Below are 25,530 nucleotides of genomic sequence, written 5' to 3'. Positions count from 1 at the left end.
ATCCGGGGGGTCAACTTGCAGCAACAGGGGGTCAATCAAAAATGGAATGAGGGGTCAATGCTCGCAGGAATAGCTATCCGAGGTGCTAAAAGAAAAGATTCCCGAGGAGAGAGCGGCAAGGATGATAAAATTTAGGCTTTTCATAACAATTTTTTTTGATCATTTTAGAACATAATACTTAACTGCTATAAAGACACCCCAGTATCGAATATCCGGACACGGAATATCATTTTAATCCTTGGTCTTTGGCGGAGGAAGCATCACCAGCAGGCAGGAAATGGAGAGCAGAAAAACGGCATTGCGTTAGGTCTTGAACACCCCATAACTATTGCGATAGATTTTGCCTTTCCTGGGATGCGTAAATTTTAAAGCTGACCAGGTAGCGTCAAGACTGATCGCTTTGCTCTCCACAAGGCCATGATAATAGCCGGTCCTGATCAGGGATTTCATCGTCAGGTCGGTGTCTAGCTGGCCGGCTTTGGGCCACGATACCCAAAGCATTCCAGTTGCTTGAAGATGCTTCATCAATACGGGGAACCGCCGGTCGAGATCCGCTAGTGTTTTGGTGAAAAAGTGAATATAGTCGAAATGGCCTGTCAACCTGGATGCGAGATCCAATGCCGGTAGGTGAAGGGTTGTATGAATATCGCCAGGCGCATTGATCAATATACCCCTGGAACCTTCTTTTATACCCATTTTTGCAGCTGGGGATTTGATGGCTTTCATTGACAAAACACGGTTAAATTTCATACCTGGATCAATAGATCGCGCTCTGAAGTGGTGATCAGCACACGAACTGGAAAGAGATTGAATGTAAACCGTTGGACCAAAAAAGTACTTCTTAGTGATAATGCGCCTGTAAGGCAGCTGTCCTTACAAACAATGAGGGATAATCGGCCACAAAACCTGATTCATCAACTGTTATCGTTGCCTCGAAATCGTTCGGCACATTTTCGTAATGATACGCTACGTTTGACAAGCAAGTGTATCGCTGACGAACCGCGCTTACCCGTTGTGAGAGCACATCACAATAGATCACCTGAATCTCGCGAGACTGGTTTGGATCCATTTTAAGCCTGCTGATAGGCAACGTATTTGTGAATGGCGTCACTGGTATATCGACGTCTATGCATCCATCGAATTGATCCGCTTTGTTGCCGTTAAATATCCAATGCCCCTTTCCATCTCCTTCTAAACGTATCGATTCCGTTTGATTACTGTGACGGCTGTTGATCTCAAGCAAAGTGGTTTCCCAGTGTTGATTTGTTTTGATCCAGTATTCTACCTTATAAAGCTTCCCTTCATAAAGCCCGATGATGGTGGATGTTATTTCCGAACCTGATGCGGTTGTTGTAACAAGACAGTTCTCGAGAGAATAGTATTCGCGGCCCGTCCAGAGAAGATTGGTTTGCATGATACTTTTAGATTTTAGTCCTGTACTGTTTTCCGATCAACTGATGTAAGCCCATGTACAGGTAAATGTAAAAACCATGCCGACCTGACATCCATTCCAGGTTTTACCTTCCAGGGTCATTTGATAAAGCTGCATCGTGGTTGCGGCTTATACTTCGGGGAATTCACTTCTTAAAGCCTGGGCCAATACAGAAGTTGCAACATGCTAAATAACTGATAGCCTGTTTAATAACTTTAAGTCCAAATATAAATGGTTCGAATTTTTACCGGTTACCCTGCTGATAAAAGCCTGCGGGTTTCTAAAATTTGCAGGCTTTTTTGGGAGCAAGCCGGCAGGATTCGAACTATCGCGAATGCAAATCAAAATTCAACCTTTATTCCTTCCTCAAAGAATCCACTGGGTTTGCCTGAGCAGTAGTAAATGTCTTTTGGCTGACTGTTAATGCTGCGATGATTATTAAAATCAACGCTGGGATTACAAAAAGGTCAAGCCCAATATGAATTCGTGTGGCGTAATTGCTCAACCACAAACTTCCCCAATACCATATCATAGGAATGGCAGCGAGAATTGCCAGGGAAATAAGAGCGACATATTCCTTCGATAATAGCAATACCAAATGGCGAGCATCGGCTCCCAGTACTTTCCGAATACCAATTTCCTTAACCCTTAAGGTTGTAGAGAAAGATACCAAAGCAAAGAGTCCTGTGCATGCTATGAAGATCGCCAATGCCGCGAACGAAAAGAATATTTTTCCAAACTGAACTTCAGATTGATATTGACGATTGAAAGCATCGTCTGCAAAAAAATATTCAAAAGGTTGATCGGGATAAAGGGCGCGAAACTTAGATTCAACCTGCGCAAGAGATCCAGCAAGATCGGACACACTCATCTTGAGTGAGATGTAGGGATTTTGTCTCACATTCGTAAGGCTGATAACATACGGGATATGCGGTTCCTTAAGTGAGTGCCAGTTAAAATTCTCAACCACGCCAACTACTGTTCTTTGTCGGCCTCCTAATACCAGGTTTTGCTGTATCGCATCTTCAGGAGAGGCGAATCCAAAGGTGTGAACGGCTGACTCATTGATGATTACCACCGCTTCTTCCTTCATGCCTTCAGTAAACGGACCGCCTGCAAGAAATTTCAACCCATACGTCTCTGAAAAACCTATTCCTGCAAAAATACTTCTTGTATAAGGAGTAGCGCTCTCCGGTTGCCCTAACCTTCGATAAGAATTTACTCCAAACTGACCGGGTACTACCGTTGAGCTAGTGACCGCCGAAACCACATGCAGACCAAGCATTTCATTACAGAATAATTTAAACTTAGACTGTATGATATTCGTGTCGATGGCTACTTGCTGACTTCTTAAAACCAATATTTTTTCCAATTCTATGGTCAATTCCTGGCCCTTCATAAAGGATGTTTGTTTATAAACGAGATAAGAGCCTGAGATGAGCAATAGGGATGCAAGAAATTGAAACACAATGAGGCTCTTTCGCAGATTCACACTTCCAACCTGGACGGCTTTGCTACCCTTTAACATGCTGATGGGTTTTAAAGAGGATAATACAAAAGCCGGATACAATCCTGAAAATAATGAACCAAAAAGAACAATAGCTAAAAACCAAACCCAAAACATAGGATTTTGTATCAGACTTAGTTGTATTTCCTTCCCGATGATGTCACTTAGGAACGGCAACAGCAAGAAAGCAAATCCAATAGCAACGAGTGCAGATATTACATTGACCAAAAGAGATTCGAAAATAAACTGACTGATCAACTGCTTTCTAAAGGCGCCAATCGATTTTCGTACCCCTACTTCTTTTGCCCTTAACATAGATCGTGCAGTAGAAAGATTGACGTAATTGGCCCACGCAATGAAAAGCACAAATAAGGAAATTATGGAAAAAACTCGGATGTTTTGCATGTTTCCCGTGCTGCTGATGAATCCCGCATCAGCATAAATGTTGGACTTCATATAAATGTCTGCTATCGGCTGCAAGATCACGTTCTTGACGATACCATTATCATTGTGTTGGGCAATTAACCTGTTTAGCTTTTGACGAACCAAATCAGGATCAGCCGATTCGTCCAGCGTAAGATAAGTAGCTACTGAAAACCCATTCCAACCTCCTTGTTTCTTAACCGCACCACCCCAGCCAAATTCAATATAATTTTCGATGGGGATCAGAAAATCAAATTGCAGGTGACTGTTCAACGGCAAATCTTCCAATACAGCTGTGACAGTATAATCGCCCGGTGATGGAGGACCATTGATCCTTAACGTCTTGCCGATTGGTTCATCGACACCAAAATATTTTTTGGCAGTCTTCTCCGTTATAACAACATTGTATTTGTCATCAAATAATGATTTTTGATTCCCTTTTTTTAGGGGAAAATTGAACATTTGAAAAAATGAATGATCAACGAAAAGAAGGTCATTAATTTCTTCATGAAAGATCAATTGGTTGGCGGGATTTGTGACAATGGCACCTCGGTTGAAGCGTTGCTGCCGCATAAAATGCTTAATCTCAGGAATATCTTCCTTCGCACTCACACCAAACGAGTATCCGATAAGTGGTGAAGTTTCCTTAAGATCGGTATTGACTTCCTCGATGATTACGCGATACGTGTTTTTATAGTTGGTATGAAAACAATCGTAACTCAGTTCAAAGTAAATGTATTGGCAAATCACCAGGCAGACTCCCATACTTACAGCCAAACTCAATATATTAATGATGGAATAAATTTTAGTTCTGGCCAGATTTCGGATGGCGATGAGCAGATAATGTTTGTGCATAATAGCGGGGTTAGTTCGCCTTTTGAATAAATTAAAAGAAGCAAATCCTATTACTAAATGCAGCACATCAACCCAGTACATCAATGTTGCATAGACCTTTCCCTTTGTCGATATTCTGTATTCATATATTTCTTTCAGGTCGCCAAAAAATTCTTCTAACAAATGCGCATCGATAAACCTTGAGGCGAGCCAGTTGGCCATTGTTGGTGTTTTCTTTTTTTCGCGCGACTGCATCCTATCTAATTAAATTGTGGGATCAGGCTCCACATGCTCTGACGGACCTCGTGTGCCATTCGTAGTTGCCTCATTCCTACTTCGGTGATTCTAAATAATCGCTTTCTTCGGTCACCACGTTTATCCGAATTTCCGCCCATTTTAGATTGAAGAAGTCCCTTGTCTTGTAAGCGATAGAGTGTGATGTGCACCGCTCCGAGAAGTATTGATCGCCTCGAATGCTTTTCCACTTCTCTCTTAACCGATATGCCATAGGCATCTCCTTCAAGAATACATACGGCCAGGAGTACCAACTCCTCAAATTCCCCCAAGCTCTTGTTTTCCATTAATTATACAATGTATGTTATACAAAGTTATAAGTAATATTCACAAATGCTAAAACGGACCAAGGTCATTTTTAAAGGCCTGATAATCTGTATTATAGGTTGAATCGTGGTGTCAATGGTTCGAACTCAATCCGGTCAGGCCGACTGATAAAAAGCCTGCAGTTTTTAAAAAACTTGCAGGCTTTTTTTGCGCCTAGGGAGGCCGATTCGAATTCCTTGTTATCTGTTTAAACATCGCTGTCGAGATCGGCAATCTTGGTCGCCCATCAAATACGATAAGCGAATGCCACAACCCTGCGTGTATTGTACTGTAGTTAATTTTCAACCTGTGATTCGATCACAAATTTGTACCGGACAGGTCACGATAATAGGTGATCCCGTTATAATTATGTTGGAAATCCGTCGTATTTTAGGGGGAAACTTGCCTGGTTATTGGCTTTAACTATGCACCCCGCTAAACACTTCCCCCTCATCCTTGTACTGGTCTGCCATACGTTGGTGGCACAGGACTGGAAAACATTGTACGATCAAGGCAAACAGGCCTATGATGCCGGACAGTATGACCAGGCTTTGGCCAACACCGAGAAGGCCTATGCGCTGGCAAAAAATGCAGACGCTAAAACTTCGGCCTACACGTTGCAACTGCTCACGGTGATCAGCCTTGACGGTGGCTTTGCAAACAAGGCCCTGGCATGGTCAGAAGAAGAGATCAAAAAATTTCTAGAGCTCGAAGGAGCGAACAGCCGGCACTACTATGAGGCGCTTCACAAGCAGGCCCAGCTCATTCAACTGTCGGGCCAGTTGCCCCTGGCTATAGAAAAACATGCTGCGTTACCACCACTGGCAGGCAAAATTTACGGACCGGAATCATATGAGTATTATTCTGCTTCTTCCGCCTATGGCCAGGTGCTGATGGAGGCAGGCTCGTTTGCACAGTCGCAGGAGGTTTGGAACAAGTGCCTCCCCAAGCTCAAACAACTGCCCGATGCAGGTGAGGATTACTTTTACGGTCTGTACTACGCCGCCTTTGTAGATCACAAGCTGGGTACCTCGCAGGAAGCCTATCGCAAATGGACAGAGTTTGTATCGGTAGCCGACCAGAACAATCTGCAGAACCTGGAGGAATACAAACAGGCAAAAACTTTTCTGGCAGAGCTGCAGCGCAAAGGACTGAACGCCAATACCACTTCATCTGACGGCAAGTCCATCCAGCAACACCTGACAGCAGCGCTCGACTACCAGAACAAAAAGCAGTGGGACCTTGCCGCCGCCGAATACGCGTTGGTGGAGAAGAGCCTCTCCCCTGAAAACATGTACAGTCTTCCTGCCTTTACCCACTATCTCAACTTCGGCAGGCTCCTGTATCAGCAACGACGATATGCAGATGCTTCGCTCCGGTTGAATGAGGGCCGGAAGATCGCAGAAAAACTTTTCCCGCCTACCGCGCCGGAGCATGGATACCTCCAATACCTGGAGGGAGAGCTCAAACTTGTAGAGGGCAAGGCAACGGAAGCGCAACAGCTCTACCTTAACGCCTTCGCCAATCTCAAGTCTGCTTCGCCTGAGATCCAGGCCACCTATCTGATCAATGCGAGTCGCGCGATGCTTACCGCAGGACAACCGCAGTTTTCACTGGCACTGCTGCAGCCTGTAGCTACCGCGAATGGAATACCCGGCGCCGATGAAAAGCACCAGCTGGGTATCGTCACCACCTACTGTGACGCGCTGGAGCTGCTGAACCGGAACGATGATGCCGTCAGCTACCTGAAAGGAAAGATCGCCACGGCCTCAACATCTTCAAAAGCCACCCTGCAAGTGAAACTTGCCGAGGCGTTGAAGGAGTCCGGACAATGGCAGGAAGCTGCATCCCTGGTACAAGAGGTTCTGAAGTCACCATCATTGCCAGCAGAGATCAAGGCAGAAGCAAGCTATCAGCTTGCGCGCACCCAGCAGCAACTGGGACAGCATGTACCGGCGGAGAAAAACTATCTGGCTGCGTTGGAGCTCTATCGCCAGGTGAACCCGGAAAATGCTTTACAGGTATCCAACTCACTGGCTACATTCTACATACAACTCGGAAATTACGAAGCCGCGGAAAACATTTATATCAATGCGCTTAGCTCCGTGCCGGCGAATTCCACCTTCAGCAATACTTTGAAGCAAAACCTCGCGGCCATCTACCAGCAGACCAAAAAACTGAAGGAAGCGCAGCAGTTGCTGGAAGCAGTGGTGCAATCTGAAAAAAGCGCGGGAAATGTTTCTCCGGAGTATGCCATCAGTCTTCAGAACCTGGCGGCACTTCACCAACGTGCGGGCGATTATACAAAAGCCAAAACACTCTATGAACAGGCGCTCGATATCGACCGGAAGTATTCAGGAGAGCAGAGCCTGAGCTACGCCACCAAGATGGCCAACCTGGCCACCGTCTGCGCTGAAACCGGGGAGCTTGCCAAAGCCAGAACACTCTATGAATCGGCGCTGAAGATCAGGGCTGCGAAGCTTGGCACCGAACATCCCGACTATGTTTTCAACGAGTATAACCTGGCCGTGCTCTATCACCGGATGCAGGAGTATTCGCTGGCCAGACCGTTGTATAAGAAGATCGGCGTATCCTATATTCAGCAGATCAATGAGCTGTTCCCTGCCATGAGCGAGCAGGAAAAAACGGCCTTCTACAACAAGATCCAGGAAGTGATCACTGCATACGAGGATTTTGCCGTTGAGTTCGCCAGCACCGACAAGAACATTCTCTCCGAGCTGCTCGACTTCAGGCTGCAGACCAAGGCGCTGCTGCTCAACGCGTCTGCCGGCATGCGAAACAGGATCCTGGCCAGTGGCGACCCCATGCTGATCGAAAAATTCACACAATGGCTGCAAACCAAAGAGCAGCTGGCGCTTATCTTCTCATTGCCTGCTGAGGAAAGAGCCGCCCGCAAGCCGATCGCCGACGCCCTGCAGCCAAAAGCCACCACCGCAGAGAAAGAGCTGTCTGCAAAATCGGAGCTCTTTGCTTCGTCCACCGGGAAAAAATCTTCATCGTGGAAGGAGCTGCAGGTTCTGCTGAAGCCCGGTGAAGCAATGATGGAAATGATGCGGCTCAGGCTCAACCTGAAGAACGACTCCGTTATCTATGTTGCGCTTATTGTCAAACCCGGTACGCAGGTACCCGATATGGTCATCCTACCGAAGGGCCGCGCCATGGAGCTGCGCGAATTTGCTTACTATCGCAACAACATCCGCTTTCTGCTGACGAACGAAAGATCATACCAGGTTTACTGGAAAGCGCTGGAGCCATATCTCGCCGGCGTCAACACACTTTACCTCTCCCCTGACGGCGTCTACAACAAAGTGAATGCATCAACGCTGTTTGATCCTGAAAAACAACAATACCTGATCGATCGCATTTCTGTCAAGCTGGTGAGCAACCTGCGTGATCTTTCCATGAAACCCAACCCAATGGCTGCTGCCCCTCAGGCAGTGCTGATAGGTTATCCCGACTATCTACAGAATGCGAAGGAAGATCATACGTATCTGACAGCTTCAGCCGGGAAGTCGTCTACGGCCTTTGAGCTGGTGCGGGGCGGTCTCGATCCGCTGCCCGCTACAAAAATGGAAGTTCAAAAAGTGGAGAAGCTGCTGAAAGACCATCAATGGAATGTTCGTCTTCACCTCTTCGAAACCGCTACTGAGGAAGTGATCAAGGCACAACGCAGTCCTGCGTTGCTGCACGTGGCCACTCACGGCTTCTTCATCAATACACCGAAGAAAGAAGGTGAAGTGGTCTACAGTCAGAGCGTGCTGCATGCCGAAAGTAATCCCTTGCTCCGTTCGGGCCTGATGCTGGCGGGCGCTGAAAAAAATCTCGTGTCGCAAGTGATCGGAAAACCGGGGAACACTACTTCGGAAGACGGCGTGTTCACCGCGTACGAAGCCATGAACATGAACCTGCAGAATACTGACCTCGTGGTGCTCTCCGCCTGCGAGACCGGTGCGGGGGAAGTGCGGAATGGCGAAGGTGTGTATGGCCTTCAACGCTCGTTTCTTGTGGCGGGTGCCAACAGTGTGATGATGAGTCTCTGGAAAGTGAATGACGAAGCAACGCAGGAGCTGATGGTGCTCTTCTATTCCAACTGGCTCGCCTCGAAAGACAAGCGTAAAGCTTTTTATCAGACACAACTGGACTTAAAGAAAAAATATGCGGCCCCTTATTACTGGGGTCCTTTCGTCATGATCGGTCAGTAACCCCTTAAACCCCCTTATTGTCTATGAGTAACAATTTTACGGCTTGTAATCTTGCTTTTCTATTCACATTGTTGCTGGTACCCCCTGCGCTCAACGCACAGGCACCCGCAACGGGACGGACATTGGTTTCGTCAGTAAGCACTTCCAAGTATACGGAGTTCGCTCCCACCATCAGTGCCGACGGCAAAACACTGATCTTCGAATCGAACAAGAACAAAGTCAACCCCGTTGACGAACACTGGGAGCTGTTCGAGTCCAAGCTCGACGAAAAAGGTGTGTGGGGTGAGCCACGTCCGCTGAAAGCCATCAACGAAAAATGTAACTTCCTGGCAGGCCCAAGCCTGAGCCACGATGGCAACACACTCTACTTCACGGCCTTCATCGAAGGTACTACCACCAGCGAAGACATCTTCTACTCAACTCGCCTGGAAGACAAAAGCTGGAGCGCTCCCATCAGCATCGGAAAAACCATCAACACAGACGAATATGAAGGCTTCCCTTCCATTTCTGCCGATGGCAACTCCTTGTATTTCCTGCGCATGAATGAAGCCAATGTCTATGACAAGAAGAACAAGGAAAACTGTTTCCTGATCTATGTGGCGCGTAAAAGTCAGGATGGCACCTGGAAGGCTCCTGTAGCGCTGCCACCGAATATCAATGCAGGCTGCGAACGCGATCCTAAGATCATGGCTGATAACCATACGCTGATCTTCTCTTCGATACGCAATGGCAACAAAGGCAAATTCGACATGTACCAGTCGCGGATGCAGGCGGATGAAAGCTGGTCTGATCCCCAGCCACTGGACTTCATCAACTCCCCCGATAACGATCAGTCGCCCTGCATCTCGGCGTCAGGTGATGTCATGTACTTCTGCAGCAACAACGACATTTATGCCATTCCCATTCCAAAGGCAGACCGTCAGATGGTCAACACGCACGTGCAGGGTGTGGTACGTGCAGCCGACAACCAGTCTCCTCTTGCAGCCGACATCCGTGTGATCAATGCCCAGACGAATGAAGTGGTGAGCACTTTCAAAACCGATGTGCGAAACGGGTACTACAGCCTGATCCTCGGATCGAGTAATCCTTACCGGATCGAATTTGTCCACAAGTCGTACTTCGCCACCAGTGTGGATTTCGACTTCAGAAACCAGGAAACCTACAAAGAGGTGACACGCGATGTAGTACTGGCCGGAGACTATACTGCTAAATTCGAGATCAAGGACAAGGATCTGGGCTTTGCGCTCAACAGCTTCCTGATCGTAGCCGATAATGATGGCAAGGTACTCTATAAAGACTCTGTTCGCGCAGCCGACTTCCCGCTCAGTCTCAAGATGAGCTCTACCAAACAATACGCGATCTCAGTAAACGCTCCCTTGTATGCGGCCCATAACCAGTCCGTGAAATTTGATGTCGCTGTTTTTGGTCCGGAGATGCCCTTCCCCATCGCACTGGAGCATGAAAAGGTGAAGTTCGCTACAGAAGTAACGGACGTGAACTCGAAACAAAAAATGCGCACCAAAGTGTACTACAACAATGAAACCCGTAACGAGGTGATCGTTGCTGAAGACGGTGAAGCAGTTTATCTCCGCAAGGGAGACCGTTACCAGGTGATGACCAGCAGCGATAAGGGATATTTATTCTCCAGCGCTTCCGTTGTGGCAGGCGCCGAAGCAACCGGCGGCGGTATACCCGGTACGCTTGCCTTACACGTGACACCGGTACAAGCAGGCGCGAACCTGACGTTGAATCACATTACCTTTCCCAGCAACTCAGCCGAACTGAAGCCTTCGTCGTTTATCGAGCTTGACCGCGTAGCCGATCTGCTTACCAACAATCCCAACATCTCCATCGAGATCTCGGCCCATACCGATGATGTAGGCAACGACGATTACAACAACACGCTTTCACAAAAGAGGGCGCAATCCGTGCTGGAGTATCTCAAGAAGAAAAAAATAAATCCGCAGCAGCTGATCACAAAAGGCTACGGTGAGACGAGGCCCGTGGCGCCAAACGATTCAGAAGAAAACCGCGAGCGGAACCGCAGGGTTGAGCTGGTGATCTTAAATGTGGGATAAATCCAGTTGCCAGTTTCCGGTTGCCGGTTGGGGAAGGTGTGCGTCCACGGCTTGCCTGCTCAACATACAACTGTCTACCTATTAACCGGTGCCAATGACAAATCTCATTAATAAAAAAAGGAAAGGTTCTCTTTGGACCTTTCCCTGCCAACTATATACAGAATTAAACCTTCGAGGTGAGATCAAACATTTCAGGTGCCGGGGCAGGTTGCCCATTTGAATATTAACCTAAACTGTTATGGGGGGAATTTTACCTGAGATAATATAGAAGCCCTATCTGAAATTCCCCGGCCCTGAATGTTTGCAAGTATTATTTTCCTTTGGTATTCTTTCCTTCCTGGAGAGCTTTCACTTCAATAGAAAAATCAATTTCATTAGGCGGAAGACACATAAAGCTATTGCAGCCCATAAACTCTATTTTACCCTTCACTTTGGTACTCGATGTGTTGACCTGCACTCTCTGAGAAAAAACAACCTTATTCTTAAACCATACTATTGGCATCATGAATACATTGTCATACTCTTTTACCGGGGTGCTTTCTTCATTTACCTTTCCCACCAGCGAATAAGAGGGATCCGGCACGAATGTGAAGGTTGTCGGTAGCGGCCCTCCCTCTTCCAGGAACTGCGAATAGATATGCCAGCCGTCTTCCAGGTTGCAGGTAAAGACCAACTGCGCTTCGTGCTCATTCAACCGTAGTGCGGAAAAACTCCACTTCAGCGGATTGGCCTCCGGAGATTGTGCAAAAGTTAAAGAACAGCAAAGCAGTAGGAATTGGACGGTAGTTATAATAGAGACTTTCATTGCGGATCAGATTAATGTGAACAACAACGGCATTCCTTTATATACAGCCTTTTCCGAGATCGAATGATCAATTCGTTTTCAAAAATATTTGTGTGTGGAAATAACGGGACAACCAACCGTAACACGTCGCAATTTTGTCAAAATGGGAATAAAATACTCCTGATCTCATAAATCAAACTTCGGAAAACGTAAACGTCCACCTCCATTGAATGCGGATCTTCACCCGTAGATAGTTGGAGTTATGAGAGTCACCAAATTTGAATTAAGTCCCGAAAAACCGGGGTATCCGGTTAAGGGAAGGATGTTGTACCTGTCATCGGTACTGGAAGAGGACACAACGTATGCGTTTGTACCCGAGCATGATTTCTTGGGGTTCTTTTATTGTCTTCATGGCAAAGTACCGTACACCATTGACAACGTGTCGGGTATGCTTCAGAAAGGATATTTCAACATGGCGTACTTACCGGCCGGCAGCTGCACCGTTGCGCTTTCAAAGGGAAGGTACGCATCGTTTTGTATGGAAGTAGATGCCGACTACCTGAAACAACTGCTGCCCGGTGTTCCGATCCTGGAGACATTTTTAGACAAGATCGGCGGCGCGGAACCGGTATGGATGTGTCCGAATCATCCGCTGATCGCACCGCGGATCGTGCATAGCATCTACAGCGTGATCGGCAATGGTTTTGAGGGAGAATTGCAGAGCCTCTACCTCGACTGCAAGTTCGTTGACCTGATCATCGCATCACTGCACCATTGCCAGCATTTCAAGATCGGGTTAGACGAAAATGACGTCCGGAAGATCAAGGAAACCAAGGAATACATCGAGCAAAACCTGAAATTCAGGCTCGACGTAAATTATCTAGCGGACAAAATATCGCTCACCAGAAAAAAATTCGAGGCCGGCTTCAAACAACTCTACGGAACTTCGGTCTTCGATTTCATCACCAATGAACGTATGCAGCAGGCGAGAGTGATGCTGCGCGACTCGACGCTTACGATAAGCGAAATATCGGTATCGCTAGGCTACACGCGCCTGAACAACTTTTACAAAACGTTCAAGAGAAGATTCGGGTACTCTCCCGGTGAACTGCGCAAAAACGACGGTGAATGAAATGAAATACTCCCGATCGCGTAACCCCGCGGCCACTTTGGGAGAATCGCCATCTGTACCTTTACATCAACATCAACGGAGCTCCTGCATAGACGGTGTGGGGCCAATTCGGTTAAACAGCCTTAAACCGTGACCAGGAAAGCCGCTCTGCCCTGGTCACGCTTGAGGCTCCGGGACAAGTGAAGTTAAGAAAGTGAGTTAACCTAAACCTACGAGCGGAAATTTTACAGGATCTGTGCTACTGCTCAGGGTGTCGGGAAGACCTGAGCGGTGGCTGGGTTCTGTGGGATAGGCAAATGATATATTAAAATTTACGTTCTTCCCTTATCAGAACTATTGAATCTATGAAAAAAAATACTGCCGTCGAAGTTATCTGTTTTCTGCTTATACTCCTATTTGTTTATGCTGCTGTTAACAAGTTAATGGACGTCCAAAAATTCAGAGTGCAAATAGGGCAATCCCCTTTTCTTAGCCAATTTGCCCGTTTCGTTGCCTGGTTCATACCTGTTTCAGAAATTATAGTTGCGATTATGCTTGCCTTCCAACGAATCCGAGTTGTGGGACTTTATGCCTCGTTTAGCTTGATGGTAATGTTCACAGCATATATCGTAGTCATTTTGAATTTTAGTAGCCATGTTCCATGTTCCTGTGGTGGCATTCTCGAAAAAATGGGATGGACGGAACACTTAATATTCAATATTGTTTTTACACTTCTCGCTTTGCTTGGAGTAGTCCTTTCTTCCAAACGAGAGATAACTAATCATAAAGAAATTGCAGCAGCTTGATTGCATTTGTTATTATAAAAAAATGAACATAAGACCAGCCATCCTTTTAACAGGTTGCTTTACGCTTAGTGTGCTTATCGTCTCTGTACTGTTTGCACTCAGTGAAGATAAGACCCAAAGGTTATACGACTTTTCGCGTGTATTCCCCCCGAGGGTGATTACCGAGGATACGGTAATAGATTTGCAACGAAGGTCCTATTACGTTGCGGGAGCCGCCGCTGACAAGATATACTTGGGAAATGTATGGGCGCCTCTTCACTTGATCGAATGTAGTAAAGACCTACGGGATACTTCACACATCAAACTTCGTCTTGATGACCCCACCTTAAGATTTAAGTCGATCCAAGTAAATATTGACTCACCTTACTTCTTTATCTCTGAAGGCACTCAGCCCTATCTGCTTCGCGGTACTTTAAACGAATGGTATGGCAAGCGCTTTATGCATGATAGCGCATACTTTTCGCTAGCAGTCCCTATATCTCCTTACTCCTTTGCATTAAGGGTAAACAGTGCAAAAACAAGGGAGGACATGCTAGCCAAGGAAACTAAGGGTGGAGTGAAACTATTTCCCGAGCTACTTGAAAAACAGTTTGATGGCGTCTTTTGCGTGGATGGCATGTTGCATTATAATAAAAAGCTAGAAGAAATTATATATATATACTACTACCGAAACCAATTTATCGTCATGGATACAAGTATGAATACCATCTATAAGGCAAACACAATTGACCCGATAAGCAAAGCACAAATCCAAGCGGATAGTTTTATATCAAATGGGAATAAAACCTATACTATGTCCGCACCTCCGCTTTCTGTTAATAAGAAAAGTTGCACCTATGGAAATTGGTTATTTGTAAATTCAGCAATACGCTCAAAAGACGAAAAGACATCAATGGAAAGAGCATCCGTAATAGATGTATATGATTTGAGAAATGGAAAGTATCAGTTTAGCTTTTACATTCCGTTGAGCGCGTACGGAAATAAACTTGATGGTCTTTACCTCTACGACGGAAAGTTGTACACTATGATTGATAACTATTTATGTAGCTACAACATAGAAAGTAACGTATTATCGAAATCTATTGGAGAGAAGTTCTAAAGAAGTATCCTCTCTGCTTCATCACAAGAATGGGAATCGTCATAAGAGACGCTATGACCAAGCCTAGAATTTGAGACATGAAACACCAGCTCGAAAACTATATAAAAATCAGTTTATGAAAAAGTCAAGTCATCCTTGTCCTTACCTCATCACTGTTTCTTATTTATTGCTGCTGAACTTGTGCGGCAAGCCCAAGCTTTATTTTATGCTTTTGTTCCTTAATCGATTTAGGTATAATGGCCTTTTTTCACCTGCAGTTTAGGAGGCCAAACAGGGGATGTCGAAAACCTGGAAAAGAGTAGGCGTGTGTGGTAAACATAACCAATTATTTTATGAAATCAATTAAATTGATCCTGCCTGTTATCGCGTTTACGATTGCTATTGTAAGTGCAGTTGCATCAGATGCCTTGTTAATTAGTGCTAGAGGAATAAATCCCAATACCTCCGCTTGTGTTACTGGAACTTTAGTGGATCCACCTACTGGCAAAACTTGTAACACGAGCAACACACAAGTTCGTTGCCAAGTTACAATTTCAGTAAGTGGTGTTCCTACACAAGTTGGAGCATTTACTGCTGATGGAACATGTCAATCAAGCGAAGCACTGTTTTACAACAACTAAGACAATGATAAAACTAATTGGAGGAGGTTAACTCCTCCAATTAGTTTTTTTTAACCAAATACATTCAAGTATTCTAATAACTTATTTGTTCTATGAGCACATTCAAAGCGACTTCACCTGTTATCGCATTTTCCCTTGCTATAATAACTGCTTTTGCGTCGGATGTACCCCAAATTCATGCGAAAGGAAAACGGCCCAATGGCACCTGTATTACAGGTAGTTTGTTGGTACCTCCCGGCAAAACTTGCAGCACGAGTAACACTTTTATGCGGTGCCAAGTGGTTATTGTAGTTGCAGGTGAGACAGTTATGGTTGATGCGTATGAAGAAAATACATGTCAATTAGCATTGTATTTCAACTATTAAGAAATGGATTTTATTCTAGCAAAGACGGCAATTTATTTGAATTCACGCTGATTTTCACTTAGATGTTTATCAACCTTAGCATCCATGACAACGAGAACATTAATCTTTCTTTCCTGAATGCTAAACTGCATTTTATATTTTGCCAGTGCGGAATTTAGTTTTTTATAATCCGCGAACATTTCAGCATAGTTCCCCTGTGTGATATTACTTAAGATCAAGTCAAGCCCACCTACAAAACCAGTTTCATTTACAAGCGGATAGCCGTCAAACCCAGAATAAATATTGTCTTTTCCTCCAATGTACTCAGTCAAGTAACCGAAGAGATTATTAATTGTCACGTCACTTAGGAATTGAATACCATCCCTAAAGCCATAAGTTGGTTTCGCTTTAATTTTTCCGTCTCCTAATAACGTTGTATCCTCTGCTGTAAGTACCAAGCATTTCTTTTTGATTCTTTCCCATTTCATCTCTAATCCAAAATATTTGCTAATATCATCTTTCATAATTCCCTTTAACTGCTTAATTGTTTGGGGTTCGTATGATATCAGTTGATAGGTATAAAGGTTATTGGTCGCAACAACGCCATCAACAGAATTGTCCAAAAGCCTTTTAGGGTCTTTTACCCGAAGCTCAATTTGAGTACGCGGAAGGCGTATTAGATTCACTAGGCTATACCCAAATGGTCCCTCACTATATGCACGCATTATTAGATCTATTATTGGTTTATGTGTTGCGGCGACTACATATCCTGAGGAATCTGCCCACATCATTTCCATTCCACTTCTTACTTTAGGTGAGTATTTCGAAACAGTCGAATACCATAACATCTGTTGGCCACTGCCACCATTTCCATCAATAAATAGTGGCTTTGTAAGATTTGTAACTGAAGAGTTAGCGATCAGAGTTTGGATACTTCCTTTATCATTTAATACCAATTTAAGATTTTCTTCGTTGAGGTCTGAACCGCTAGTTGAAGCTCTATAAAACCCATCAGGGTCAATCCAAATAATCGACGGATAACCAGATGGTGGCAAGACTTTGTGCAAAATAGTATCACCTGCTACGGAAGGAATTGAAAATATTTCCCTTCCGCTCTTATTTCGCCCTTTAATAAACTCCTCAACTATCGCTTTATTCTGCATATGATTAACCAACATGATCTGAATCTTATCGCCGTACTTCTCTTGAAGATTCATAATCTTTGGAAATGACTGTATACACGGTCCACAGCCGGTAAACCAATAGTCAAGGATCAACCACTTTCCTTTAAAATTCGATACTGTAGTACTTGGTTTTGAGTAATTGATCAGATTGACAAGTGGCAAATCACCAGGAACTTCGTCTCCTATGCCAATGCGACTAAAATCATATGTCTTGGGTTGCGCGTTTAATGCAATGTTTAAAAACATTACAAATATCGAAATGTAAATTTTACGCATTTTCATAAGCAGTGTTATTGATAACCTTCATTTTGGGGTAATAGATTTTTATTCTTATCGATTTCATGCTTGGGAATCGGGTATAAAACGTCAGTCAGCTGCCAATCAGGTTTTAATTGACCGAGTGTTATGTCAGCCTTATTCATTCGTTTTAGATCGAGCCATCGATGACCCCACTCAGAAAACAACTCAACTCTCCTCTCCTGAAGAATGGCATCCAAAAATTCCGTTTGGGTAACAGCTGCCACCTTGTTTAAGCCCGCTCTGTTCCGTACAATATTCAGATCTGATTCGGCGCTGTTATCACCTGTTAGATTGCCTCTTTGTGCTCTAGCTTCAGCACGGATTAAAAACTGCTCGGCAAGTCGGAAAATCGTGTTATACTCGGTTATGGGTTGGTTTAAAGATGCGACTTTGTATTTGAATGGAAAGTAAGTTATCACTGTTGCGTTGCTATTTATCCAACTACTTGTCCAATTGTCATAACGGGAATCGTTTGCCTCAAAAGAATTCAAAAGCTCGTTTGTTAACGACAAGCCACCACTACTACCACGCGTAATATAATCTATCTCAAAAGTATTGTAGCCGGGATTCACCGGCATTAGCTGCCAAATAGCTTCTTTGCTGTCAGCTAAGAACACCCTATTTAAATCACCTTCAAGTTGATATTTACTATCATTAATCACTTTTGTCGCCTCAACTTCTGCATTTGACCAGTCTCCAGCATAAAGGTAAACTCTAGCTAACAGAGCTGTCACCGTTCCACGGTTAGGCCTAACCCTGCCATTAGTTATGTATGCGTCACTAAGGTTCCTTTGCGACTCTAATAAGTCCTGAATTAATTTATCATATACTTCTGCCTGGGAATTTTTAGCAACAATGGCATTTACACGATAATCTGTAGATGTTATGTAAGGAATGCTTCCGAACAAATTAGTCAGATAAAAATGACAAAATGCGCGAATAAATTTTGCTTCTCCAAGAAGTTGAATTTTCACTTCTGGTGATACTCCGTTTGAATTGGCGAGACCTTCGAGTACCGAGTTTGCATACCAAATGTAACGATATCCTGGTTCCCAAAACGAGCTTAATAGCGCTTCATTCAAAGGAGCAAGAGAATTATTTTGAAATTGAATTTGCTCGTTACTTGATATCAATAACATTAGGTCATCGGCAGACATTGCGCAATAAAAGCCAATGTCAAAACCTGCAAAAGCAGATGTACTCATCATTTGGCTGTAAATTCCGGCAATAGCCGAGGTAGCGGATCGATCATCAATGAAAACGGTTTCGCTAATAATCTCCGATACAGGGGGATCAATATTTAAAAAGTCCTGACATGCGTTGCACAGAAATAAAAAGAGAATGAATAAAAGTGTTCCTGAAATATCCCTACGTTTCATGGCTTTAAAATGACATTTGCATACCAATAGTAATTGTTCGAAGAGGAGGTAGTCTGCTACTATTCTGGCTTTCCGGATCAAGCCCTATATAATTCGTGATTGTTATCAAGTTCTGGCCCTGAACATAAATATTTGCGCTTTTTATTTTTACACTATTAATCCATTCGCCCGTGAGTTGATACGATAAATGAATATTCTTTAATCTTATGTAGGAGGCATCAACCATATAACGATCGCTTATTATTTGATTATAGTATTCGGAGTTACCTCCCGTGGTAAATTTCTGAATTTCCCTTATCTCTCCGGGTACTGTCCATCGCCCCATTACTAAACTTGGTTGGTTTGAGTTGTAACCAAGTTGCCCAGGGGGAGGAAACAATACGATGTAACTATAGCCAGTTTGCCTGACGGCTTGAAAATGAAAATCAAGTTGCAATCCTTTGAATTTTATACTATTCCCGACTCCTAAAAAAAATTCAGTTCCAAGTTTACCAAGAACCTGGTAATCATCGGATGTAAGCCTGCCATCCGCGTTCACATCTTCAAATGTGTAGTAGCCTGTTAATGGATTAACTCCAGTATAACGTAGTCCTTGAACTACATTTAAAGGCTTACCAATGACCAGACGATAAGGCGAATTCTCTAAGTCAGGGTATTCCACGAGTTTATTTTGCGGCGCGGTAAGATTAAAATCAGTTGTCCAGGAAAAGTTTCCTTTCACATTAACAGTGTTCAGTTCAAATTCCCATCCAGTATTTTCAACCGTAGCTGGGAGATTTCGCTGCACAGATAGTTGCCCCGTTATTGCCGGCAAAGCATAACCGACTAATTGATTAGAAGATCGGTTTAAATAAAAACTTGTTGAAAAAGTAATCATATCTTCTACTAGTCCAATTTCAACTGCAGACTCAAATTTTCTATTGGTTTCCCATCCGTAATTAGGATTTGCTAGTCGCGTGGGAACCAATCCTGTTGTACCTTGATAAGGATTTTGCGTTGGCCCATATGAATCTAAATACTTATAATCACCAATATTGTCACTTCCAGTTGTTCCATAGCTTACGCGTAATTTACCAAAGCTTAATAAGCCAAACTGATCTTTGATGAATCCCTCATTTGAGAATATCCATGCTGCACCAACCGCCCCAAAATCTCCAAATTGATTGTCAGGCCCAAACCGGCTTGAGCCGTCCCTACGAGCAGTTAAATTCAGGATATATTTATCCTTTAGGCTATAATTGAATCTTCCGAAAATCGAAGTATATCGATATTGATAAAAATCAGAAAGAGTAAATCTAACGTTAGTAGCAGCCTTAATATTTTCCAACAGTGCGTCGCTCGTAAATCCGCTAGCCATTTTAACTTCGTTGGTTTTCTTTGTTTCCTGAAAGGATGTACCGACTAACATCGTTATGATCCCTTTTCCAATTGATCGCTTATACTCTATTTGCGGTTCGGCAATCCATGTTTTTATCCCTCCACTTCCGAATATGCTTGTGGCTTGAAAACTGATGAGCCTATCGGGTCGCGCTGAAGAATAGGGCGTAGTGGAGAGCTGTTCTAGAAATCTCTTATTATAACCCAAATTCGTTTTGATATTCAAATCCCTAATAATTTCATAGTTGATGCTAGCATTGGCGGTAAGGTTATCTCCCGCTGCTCTGTATTTCGGTTTTAAATAGGCGGCCATAGGATTAATCCATGTGTTGTTCTCCCAATTGATGTCGCCATTTTCATCAAATAAGGCAGGAGCTGTTGGCGCCAAGGAAATCGCCTGAAAAGTAAGATCGTCCTTAGGTAGTTCGTTATTATCGACGGTATAGTTGATTGATGAGGAGAACTTAAATTTTTCATCGTTTGAGGTATGCGTTAGGCTCGAAAGAACTGATCCTTTCTGATAAATAAAATCTCCCGGAAAAACTGAACCTTCCCTATAATAACTCCCACTGAATAAATATTGAGTTTTAGCAGCACCACCGGACAAGGATATCCGCGCGTTAGTTACTTTGGCTGTACCTCCGATAAATTCTTTTTGCCAATCTGTGTATCTAGAAGTATCCCATAGAAATACTTCTGGATAAAGTGAATAACTGGAAGGATCCACAGGCCAACTTGAATTATTTTCAAGTGCTTCTCTTTTCATTTCCAGATATTGAGAAGAACTTAATAAATTCATGGTGTGGCCAACCTGGCCAAATCCGCAAGAAAAGTTCGCATCAATTGATGTTTTACCTGCTTTACCTTTTTTTGTGGTAATCAGTACTACACCGTTTGCCCCGCGGGATCCATAAATAGCAGTGGCGTCAGCATCTTTCAGTATTTCAATACTTTCAATATCAGAGGGGCTGATACTGTTAATGGGGCTAACATGGTTCTGCATAATACCTCCGAATCCCCCTCCAAAAGATTCAGAAGAAAATGGTACGCCGTCTACCACATAGAGTGGTTCACTCCTTATATCAGGATTTATACTATTACGACCTCTTATCTGAATCGAAAATTGTCCACCGGGCAGGCCACTAAACTGTTGTATATTTACTCCAGAGACCCTTCCTTGCAGCGCCTGTAATGGATTTGAGACAGGTTGTTTTGCAATATCCTTCTCATCCAATTTTGCGATGTTACCCGTTTGCTCTCTATCCTTTACGTTATAATAGCCCGCATTCACAACAACTTCTTGCAATGCAGCTGCTTCTATTTCCATTATCACATCAATAGTTGATCTCCCCGCAACATCGGTCTCAAAAGTTTTGAAACCTATAAAAGAGAACACCAGGGTTTCATTTTCCGCGGCAGCAATCGAAAATCTCCCGTCACTATCCGAACTTGTTCCCCTTGTAGTGCCTTTTACAATGATGTTTACACCTGCCAAAGGGTGCCCGGTAGAACCATCGGTAATTCTTCCTGTAATCTCAAACATGGAAAGGATTCCCGTTGATACTTTACTGACCTCCGTCTTACCCTTCCCAGCGTCCCTTTCGTAGATAAAAACGGTATTGCCTTTGATGTGATAAGTAAGCTCCGTACCAATCAATACCAAGTCAAGCACTTCCTTAACTGAACGTTCTGCCAATGGTAAATTGATGTTTCCATACCCTTCAATCTGTCCAGAGACCAAAAATGACAAACCCGCTTGAGCTTTCAATTTTGTAAACAATGAATGGAAATTCTCATCCCTCATTTCAATTTTGGTCATTCGTTTTTCCGGTGGCTGACCAAAACTTGAATAAGCCAAGAGTAATTGGCCACTAGAAATCATCAATACGATGTAAAAGAAACACGCTCTCATAATAAACTTCAGTCTTACAGGATGCCATTCGAATATCCCACGGAAATACCCGTGTGGTTTCGATACAATAAAATTCATAAATTGTATTGTTTTAACGTTAGAGCAAATTGTTAAGACACCCTTTTAAGACCATCCTCAGGCCGGAATCCTGAGGTGGTCTTTCTTCATTTTATCTCATACAACACCTACATTGTTAATCTTTTATGCAGCGACAAGCCGCTCCATTCGCTCGAGCAAAAATGGACAGTGATGTTCCAGTACCATTAATAGAAGCATGTGTGACCCAAAAATCGGCAGGATCTGGAATAGTAGTCGTCCAGTATCTACCAGTATTGGACTGATAGAAACCATCATCATCGCCTGCATGCAGGCCGGAAAGCGTAATTTTCAACTTGGCATATGCCTGCGAGATGGTACCGAGATTTTCAGCTGACCATTCTGCCGCGGTGGGGACACGCCATCCAGAGGGACAGGGGTTGTTAATGCCATTTACCCCTTGCCATAAATTGTTGTTTTGGGGAACGCGCCAATCAAAAGGACCATCCCAATTAATGATAAAAAGAGAATGATTAGGAGTATTGGTAGAAGATGTCTGAAGAGGATTAAATGATGTACTGCCGTTTATGGCGTGGATATTCGCATCATTGAGTCCATCCCGCGTCACTAACTGATGACCATCCGCAAGACGTCCCCATTGAAACAAATCCCCATAGTTGGCATAATCGTCAAATGCTGAAGGGGCATTTGTCGCTCCTAAATTGCGATCTAACCATTTCCGCCCGGTCGAACTATTGATGATACCATATGTAACTTCATGTCCATTATAGGTGAATGTTACTGTTGTTGCTTCCCCTACAGGCCCAACGAATGCAGATTTAACCTCTTCGCCTGCTGCATTTCCTGTTGAGGCTTTTGGAGTTACTCCAAAGCGAATGTATTTACCCTGCTCCGAAGCCTGGACTGTATAGGTAATGGCTGTCGCACCTGCAATTGGAACCTCGCCTGCCCCAGTGCCATCATTCGCAACATACCATTTGAATAAACTGCCACTCTCCACATCATTTTCCGAATCGCTATATGTATAAATTCCCGTTAGACCTTTGTTTACTTCTGGCGCACCATTAATCGAAACTGCGCTAGCTACAGGTGCAGCATTACCGGTCGTAAAATCTACCACCTCACCATAACCAGTGCCTTTACCATTGATTGCATAAGCACGCACATGGTATGTGGTACTTGAACTCAAACCATTCAATTGACTTGTCAGCACACCAACCGTTGCTGTTTCTTCAGTAAAGCTATCCGCCGCCAAAGTTGGCGTCGCATTGGTGCTGCTATAAACAAATCCACTTGCAGTAATATTTGGGCCACCATCATTAATAATCTCACCCGTAACTATTGCAGTAGACCCAGTTATTGCAGTAACAGTTCCTGTTGATACCGTTGGAACTGTATCAGGCTCTTCTTCGTCACACGACGACGGGAAAGCTCCTGCAAATCCCACAGCTAATGTGACCACCCATAGTTTAAGATTTTGTAGCGTTGATTTCATTTTCTTCGGGTTAAGCTTGTTCAATAAATACTTTACTTATGATTCTCGTTTTATTAAGGCAATAAAATCCCAGCTCGTTTTAAAAACAGTTTTTTTTTTTTACGGGACAGAATTATTTGGCTTAGCGTATATGCTTCAAAAAGCAACGCATCACGCGTCAATTGCAGATGTACAAATCCTTTTCATTTTGGGTATGTGTAAGATTTAAGCCTATAAACTATTTACACAGTCATGCATCGTTGGAAATTTTAATGTGATGGTTTGCACCCGTCCCCTCCTTCAATAATTATTTTGTTCCCATTGATGGTCGCCGTCGCTTGTTTTAACATACTCAAATCTTCCACTACTTTATTCACATCTTCATTATTGAAAAACCAAGCACTAACAATGCAATCCTTCAATGACTCGTTGCTGATTGTGACCTTTACGTGGAATCTTTCTTCAATTTGCGCGATAGCTTCAGCAAATGTAACTTGGTCAAGAATAAAGAAGTTTTTTTGCCACGCAACAGCATCCTCTGCATTTGTTTTCTGCTTCAAAAATTCATTTGTTTTAATATCGACCGCCATCTGTTCATTGGGTTTGATCTGACCATAGACTTGATGTTCGTCACCAACTTCAACGAGGCCACGTAAAACAGTAACTGTGACTTTCTCCTTATCCAGGTAAGCATTAATGTTGAATTCAGTTCCCAACACCTTCGTATTGACCTTACCTGTATGCACCACGAAGGGCTTAGACGAATCATGCACAACATCAAAAGTTGCTTCCCCAATGAGGCTGACTTCCCTGGTATCTTTTCCGAAACTGGCTTCGTTAAAATTCAACTCGCTGTTCGCATTGAGTACAACCTTGCTTCCGTCGGGCAAATTCAACACCTGTTTGCCTGAATATTTCGCTATCGCATCTTTCTCTAATGAACTTGATAAAGGAAACCATTTTGTGCTATCGGAAATAAGCCATAGTCCGGCGACAAGCACAATAGTGAGCGTCGCTGCAGCAGCCAACCAAACACTCGACCTTCTGAAGCGAACAACCCTGGCAGGCTGGGCCAACGGCACAGCGTCCAATTTTCCGAATACCATCTCCACGTCTCTTTCGCTGGCCTCAGAAAGTTTTTCCTTGCCTGCAGAATCCCTAAACTCCCCATCCATCAAGCCCGACAATTCCTCAGCCTCCTCCGGAGTTGCCGTATTATTCTTATAGCGTTGAAGCAAAAATTCTAATCTATCCATATTCACTTTTTTAAGACCTTTTCCAAACTGGTCATGGCCTCAAATAAGAACGGTGACGACACTGTTCACTCGTTCCATATCTACAAGAGCCTTAAAAGCCGACCAATGATCAATGACAATGATGAAATTTTTAAAGAATTATTATGATAACGTTATCGAGTGGAAATATACCATGCAAAATCAGGCAGTGGTGCAAGAATCTTGAGGATTGGAGAAGATCGAATTTGATGCAGAAGATCAGAATAGAAAACTACCAGCAATGATGAGCGAGGCGATGTGACGAAGCACGTGATCGTGAATGGATTTTACCGCGAGCCCCAGGTGCCGGTTTACTGTGATGGGTGAAAGGTGTAGCTCGGTGGCCGTCGCCTCATGGGTGAGTCCTTTTTCTCTCACCATAATAAAGACCTGCTTCTGCTGTGGCGGCAATTTTTCAACTGCTTCTTGTACCAGCTCGGCGTATTCTTTTTCATGGATCAGGTCGTCGAGGCTTCTGGCGGAGGTTTCTTTCCGAAATAAGTACTCTTTTTTTGCATCATGCTCGCGGCTCAGCTCTTTCAGCTTTCTCAGGCAGCTGTACTTAGCCACATTGAAGAGGTAAGGCGCAAGGTTATCGGCATTACAAAAGGGGGGAGGGTTTCGAAGGATCGCCGTAAAAACATCCTGCACAAGGTCTTGTGCCAGCCTGTCTCTTATCCACCTCTGCCGCTGCCGACGAAGTTGGCTGTGT

General features: G+C 44.0%; 17 protein-coding genes. 6 read left to right on the top strand and 11 right to left on the bottom strand.

The window, feature by feature from the left end; genetic code table 11:
* Positions 1 to 303: 303 nt before the first annotated feature.
* The 4 genes from KK083_RS30715 to KK083_RS30700 all read right to left on the bottom strand — a co-directional run bounded on the left by KK083_RS30715 (position 304) and on the right by KK083_RS30700 (position 4,777).
* Positions 304 to 726 (bottom strand): hypothetical protein, encoded by a 423-nt coding sequence (locus tag KK083_RS30715; RefSeq protein WP_254169988.1) that lies wholly within the window; start codon positions 724 to 726, stop codon positions 304 to 306.
* Positions 727 to 841: 115 nt separating this feature from the next.
* Positions 842 to 1,414 carry a putative glycolipid-binding domain-containing protein gene (locus tag KK083_RS30710; RefSeq protein WP_254169987.1) on the bottom strand — a complete coding sequence of 191 codons (573 nt, stop codon included), beginning with the start codon at positions 1,412 to 1,414 and terminating at the stop codon, positions 842 to 844.
* A gap of 373 nt (positions 1,415 to 1,787) precedes the next feature.
* Positions 1,788 to 4,451, bottom strand: coding sequence for an ABC transporter permease (locus KK083_RS30705; protein ID WP_254169986.1), 2,664 nt, complete (start codon positions 4,449 to 4,451; stop codon positions 1,788 to 1,790).
* A gap of 5 nt (positions 4,452 to 4,456) precedes the next feature.
* Positions 4,457 to 4,777: a PadR family transcriptional regulator gene (locus KK083_RS30700; protein WP_254169985.1), complete on the bottom strand. Its 321-nt coding sequence runs from the start codon at positions 4,775 to 4,777 to the stop codon at positions 4,457 to 4,459.
* 444 nt (positions 4,778 to 5,221) lie between these two features.
* Here KK083_RS30700 and KK083_RS30695 point away from each other — a divergent pair, with 444 nt between their 5' ends.
* Positions 5,222 to 9,019 (top strand): CHAT domain-containing protein, encoded by a 3,798-nt coding sequence (locus KK083_RS30695; RefSeq protein WP_254169984.1) that lies wholly within the window; start codon positions 5,222 to 5,224, stop codon positions 9,017 to 9,019.
* A gap of 23 nt (positions 9,020 to 9,042) precedes the next feature.
* Positions 9,043 to 11,097: an OmpA family protein gene (locus tag KK083_RS30690; RefSeq protein WP_254169983.1), complete on the top strand. Its 2,055-nt coding sequence runs from the start codon at positions 9,043 to 9,045 to the stop codon at positions 11,095 to 11,097.
* Positions 11,098 to 11,407: 310 nt separating this feature from the next.
* Here the strand turns inward: KK083_RS30690 and KK083_RS30685 are convergent, their stop codons facing one another.
* Positions 11,408 to 11,902 carry a protein-disulfide reductase DsbD domain-containing protein gene (locus KK083_RS30685; RefSeq protein WP_254169982.1) on the bottom strand — a complete coding sequence of 165 codons (495 nt, stop codon included), beginning with the start codon at positions 11,900 to 11,902 and terminating at the stop codon, positions 11,408 to 11,410.
* A gap of 241 nt (positions 11,903 to 12,143) precedes the next feature.
* Between KK083_RS30685 and KK083_RS30680 the strand changes: the two genes are divergently transcribed.
* From KK083_RS30680 to KK083_RS30665, 4 genes are all read left to right on the top strand, one after another.
* Entirely contained in the window at positions 12,144 to 13,013 is an 870-nt protein-coding gene (locus KK083_RS30680; RefSeq protein ID WP_254169981.1) for a helix-turn-helix domain-containing protein, read from the top strand.
* 344 nt (positions 13,014 to 13,357) lie between these two features.
* On the top strand, positions 13,358 to 13,798 hold the full coding sequence (locus KK083_RS30675) for a MauE/DoxX family redox-associated membrane protein (protein ID WP_254169980.1): 441 nt from the start codon (positions 13,358 to 13,360) through the stop codon (positions 13,796 to 13,798).
* Positions 13,799 to 13,820: 22 nt separating this feature from the next.
* On the top strand, positions 13,821 to 14,897 hold the full coding sequence (locus KK083_RS30670; protein WP_254169979.1) for a hypothetical protein: 1,077 nt from the start codon (positions 13,821 to 13,823) through the stop codon (positions 14,895 to 14,897).
* A 332-nt stretch (positions 14,898 to 15,229) separates the two neighbouring features.
* Positions 15,230 to 15,517 (top strand): DUF6520 family protein, encoded by a 288-nt coding sequence (locus KK083_RS30665; protein WP_254169978.1) that lies wholly within the window; start codon positions 15,230 to 15,232, stop codon positions 15,515 to 15,517.
* Positions 15,518 to 15,914: 397 nt separating this feature from the next.
* On the opposite strand, the gene KK083_RS30660 is transcribed toward KK083_RS30665, so the two are convergent.
* From KK083_RS30660 to KK083_RS30635, 6 genes are all read right to left on the bottom strand, one after another.
* Positions 15,915 to 17,327, bottom strand: coding sequence for a TlpA family protein disulfide reductase (locus KK083_RS30660; protein ID WP_254169977.1), 1,413 nt, complete (start codon positions 17,325 to 17,327; stop codon positions 15,915 to 15,917).
* 8 nt (positions 17,328 to 17,335) lie between these two features.
* Positions 17,336 to 18,724 carry a RagB/SusD family nutrient uptake outer membrane protein gene (locus tag KK083_RS30655; RefSeq protein WP_254169976.1) on the bottom strand — a complete coding sequence of 463 codons (1,389 nt, stop codon included), beginning with the start codon at positions 18,722 to 18,724 and terminating at the stop codon, positions 17,336 to 17,338.
* A gap of 4 nt (positions 18,725 to 18,728) precedes the next feature.
* Positions 18,729 to 22,091, bottom strand: a complete 3,363-nt coding sequence (locus tag KK083_RS30650; RefSeq protein WP_254169975.1) for a TonB-dependent receptor — start codon at positions 22,089 to 22,091, stop codon at positions 18,729 to 18,731.
* Positions 22,092 to 22,206: 115 nt separating this feature from the next.
* Positions 22,207 to 23,565: a fibrobacter succinogenes major paralogous domain-containing protein gene (locus KK083_RS30645; RefSeq protein ID WP_254169974.1), complete on the bottom strand. Its 1,359-nt coding sequence runs from the start codon at positions 23,563 to 23,565 to the stop codon at positions 22,207 to 22,209.
* Between the two features lie 248 nt (positions 23,566 to 23,813).
* Complete coding sequence (locus tag KK083_RS30640) at positions 23,814 to 24,800, bottom strand: FecR family protein (RefSeq protein ID WP_254169973.1); 987 nt, start codon at positions 24,798 to 24,800, stop codon at positions 23,814 to 23,816.
* 237 nt (positions 24,801 to 25,037) lie between these two features.
* Positions 25,038 to 25,530 (bottom strand): sigma-70 family RNA polymerase sigma factor (locus tag KK083_RS30635; protein ID WP_254169972.1); only part of this gene is annotated, 493 nt, incomplete at its 5' end.

It is taken from the genome of Chryseosolibacter histidinae (genome assembly GCF_018598225.1).
GTDB lineage: Bacteria > Bacteroidota > Bacteroidia > Cytophagales > Cyclobacteriaceae > Chryseosolibacter > Chryseosolibacter histidini.
Note: the sequence above shows the minus strand (reverse complement) of the source record. Positions and strands in the feature narration are given on the sequence as shown.

Excerpts from the sequence above, each read along its gene's own strand:
- KK083_RS30715 (WP_254169988.1), bottom strand. The coding sequence starts at position 726 with ATGAAAGCCATCAAATCCCCAGCTGCAAAAATGGGTATAAAAGAAGGT.
- KK083_RS30710 (WP_254169987.1), bottom strand. The coding sequence starts at position 1,414 with ATGCAAACCAATCTTCTCTGGACGGGCCGCGAATACTATTCTCTCGAG.
- KK083_RS30705 (WP_254169986.1), bottom strand. The coding sequence starts at position 4,451 with ATGCAGTCGCGCGAAAAAAAGAAAACACCAACAATGGCCAACTGGCTC.
- KK083_RS30700 (WP_254169985.1), bottom strand. The coding sequence starts at position 4,777 with ATGGAAAACAAGAGCTTGGGGGAATTTGAGGAGTTGGTACTCCTGGCC.
- KK083_RS30695 (WP_254169984.1), top strand. The coding sequence starts at position 5,222 with ATGCACCCCGCTAAACACTTCCCCCTCATCCTTGTACTGGTCTGCCAT.
- KK083_RS30690 (WP_254169983.1), top strand. The coding sequence starts at position 9,043 with ATGAGTAACAATTTTACGGCTTGTAATCTTGCTTTTCTATTCACATTG.
- KK083_RS30685 (WP_254169982.1), bottom strand. The coding sequence starts at position 11,902 with ATGAAAGTCTCTATTATAACTACCGTCCAATTCCTACTGCTTTGCTGT.
- KK083_RS30680 (WP_254169981.1), top strand. The coding sequence starts at position 12,144 with ATGAGAGTCACCAAATTTGAATTAAGTCCCGAAAAACCGGGGTATCCG.
- KK083_RS30675 (WP_254169980.1), top strand. The coding sequence starts at position 13,358 with ATGAAAAAAAATACTGCCGTCGAAGTTATCTGTTTTCTGCTTATACTC.
- KK083_RS30670 (WP_254169979.1), top strand. The coding sequence starts at position 13,821 with ATGAACATAAGACCAGCCATCCTTTTAACAGGTTGCTTTACGCTTAGT.
- KK083_RS30665 (WP_254169978.1), top strand. The coding sequence starts at position 15,230 with ATGAAATCAATTAAATTGATCCTGCCTGTTATCGCGTTTACGATTGCT.
- KK083_RS30660 (WP_254169977.1), bottom strand. The coding sequence starts at position 17,327 with ATGAAAATGCGTAAAATTTACATTTCGATATTTGTAATGTTTTTAAAC.
- KK083_RS30655 (WP_254169976.1), bottom strand. The coding sequence starts at position 18,724 with ATGAAACGTAGGGATATTTCAGGAACACTTTTATTCATTCTCTTTTTA.
- KK083_RS30650 (WP_254169975.1), bottom strand. The coding sequence starts at position 22,091 with ATGAATTTTATTGTATCGAAACCACACGGGTATTTCCGTGGGATATTC.
- KK083_RS30645 (WP_254169974.1), bottom strand. The coding sequence starts at position 23,565 with ATGAAATCAACGCTACAAAATCTTAAACTATGGGTGGTCACATTAGCT.
- KK083_RS30640 (WP_254169973.1), bottom strand. The coding sequence starts at position 24,800 with ATGGATAGATTAGAATTTTTGCTTCAACGCTATAAGAATAATACGGCA.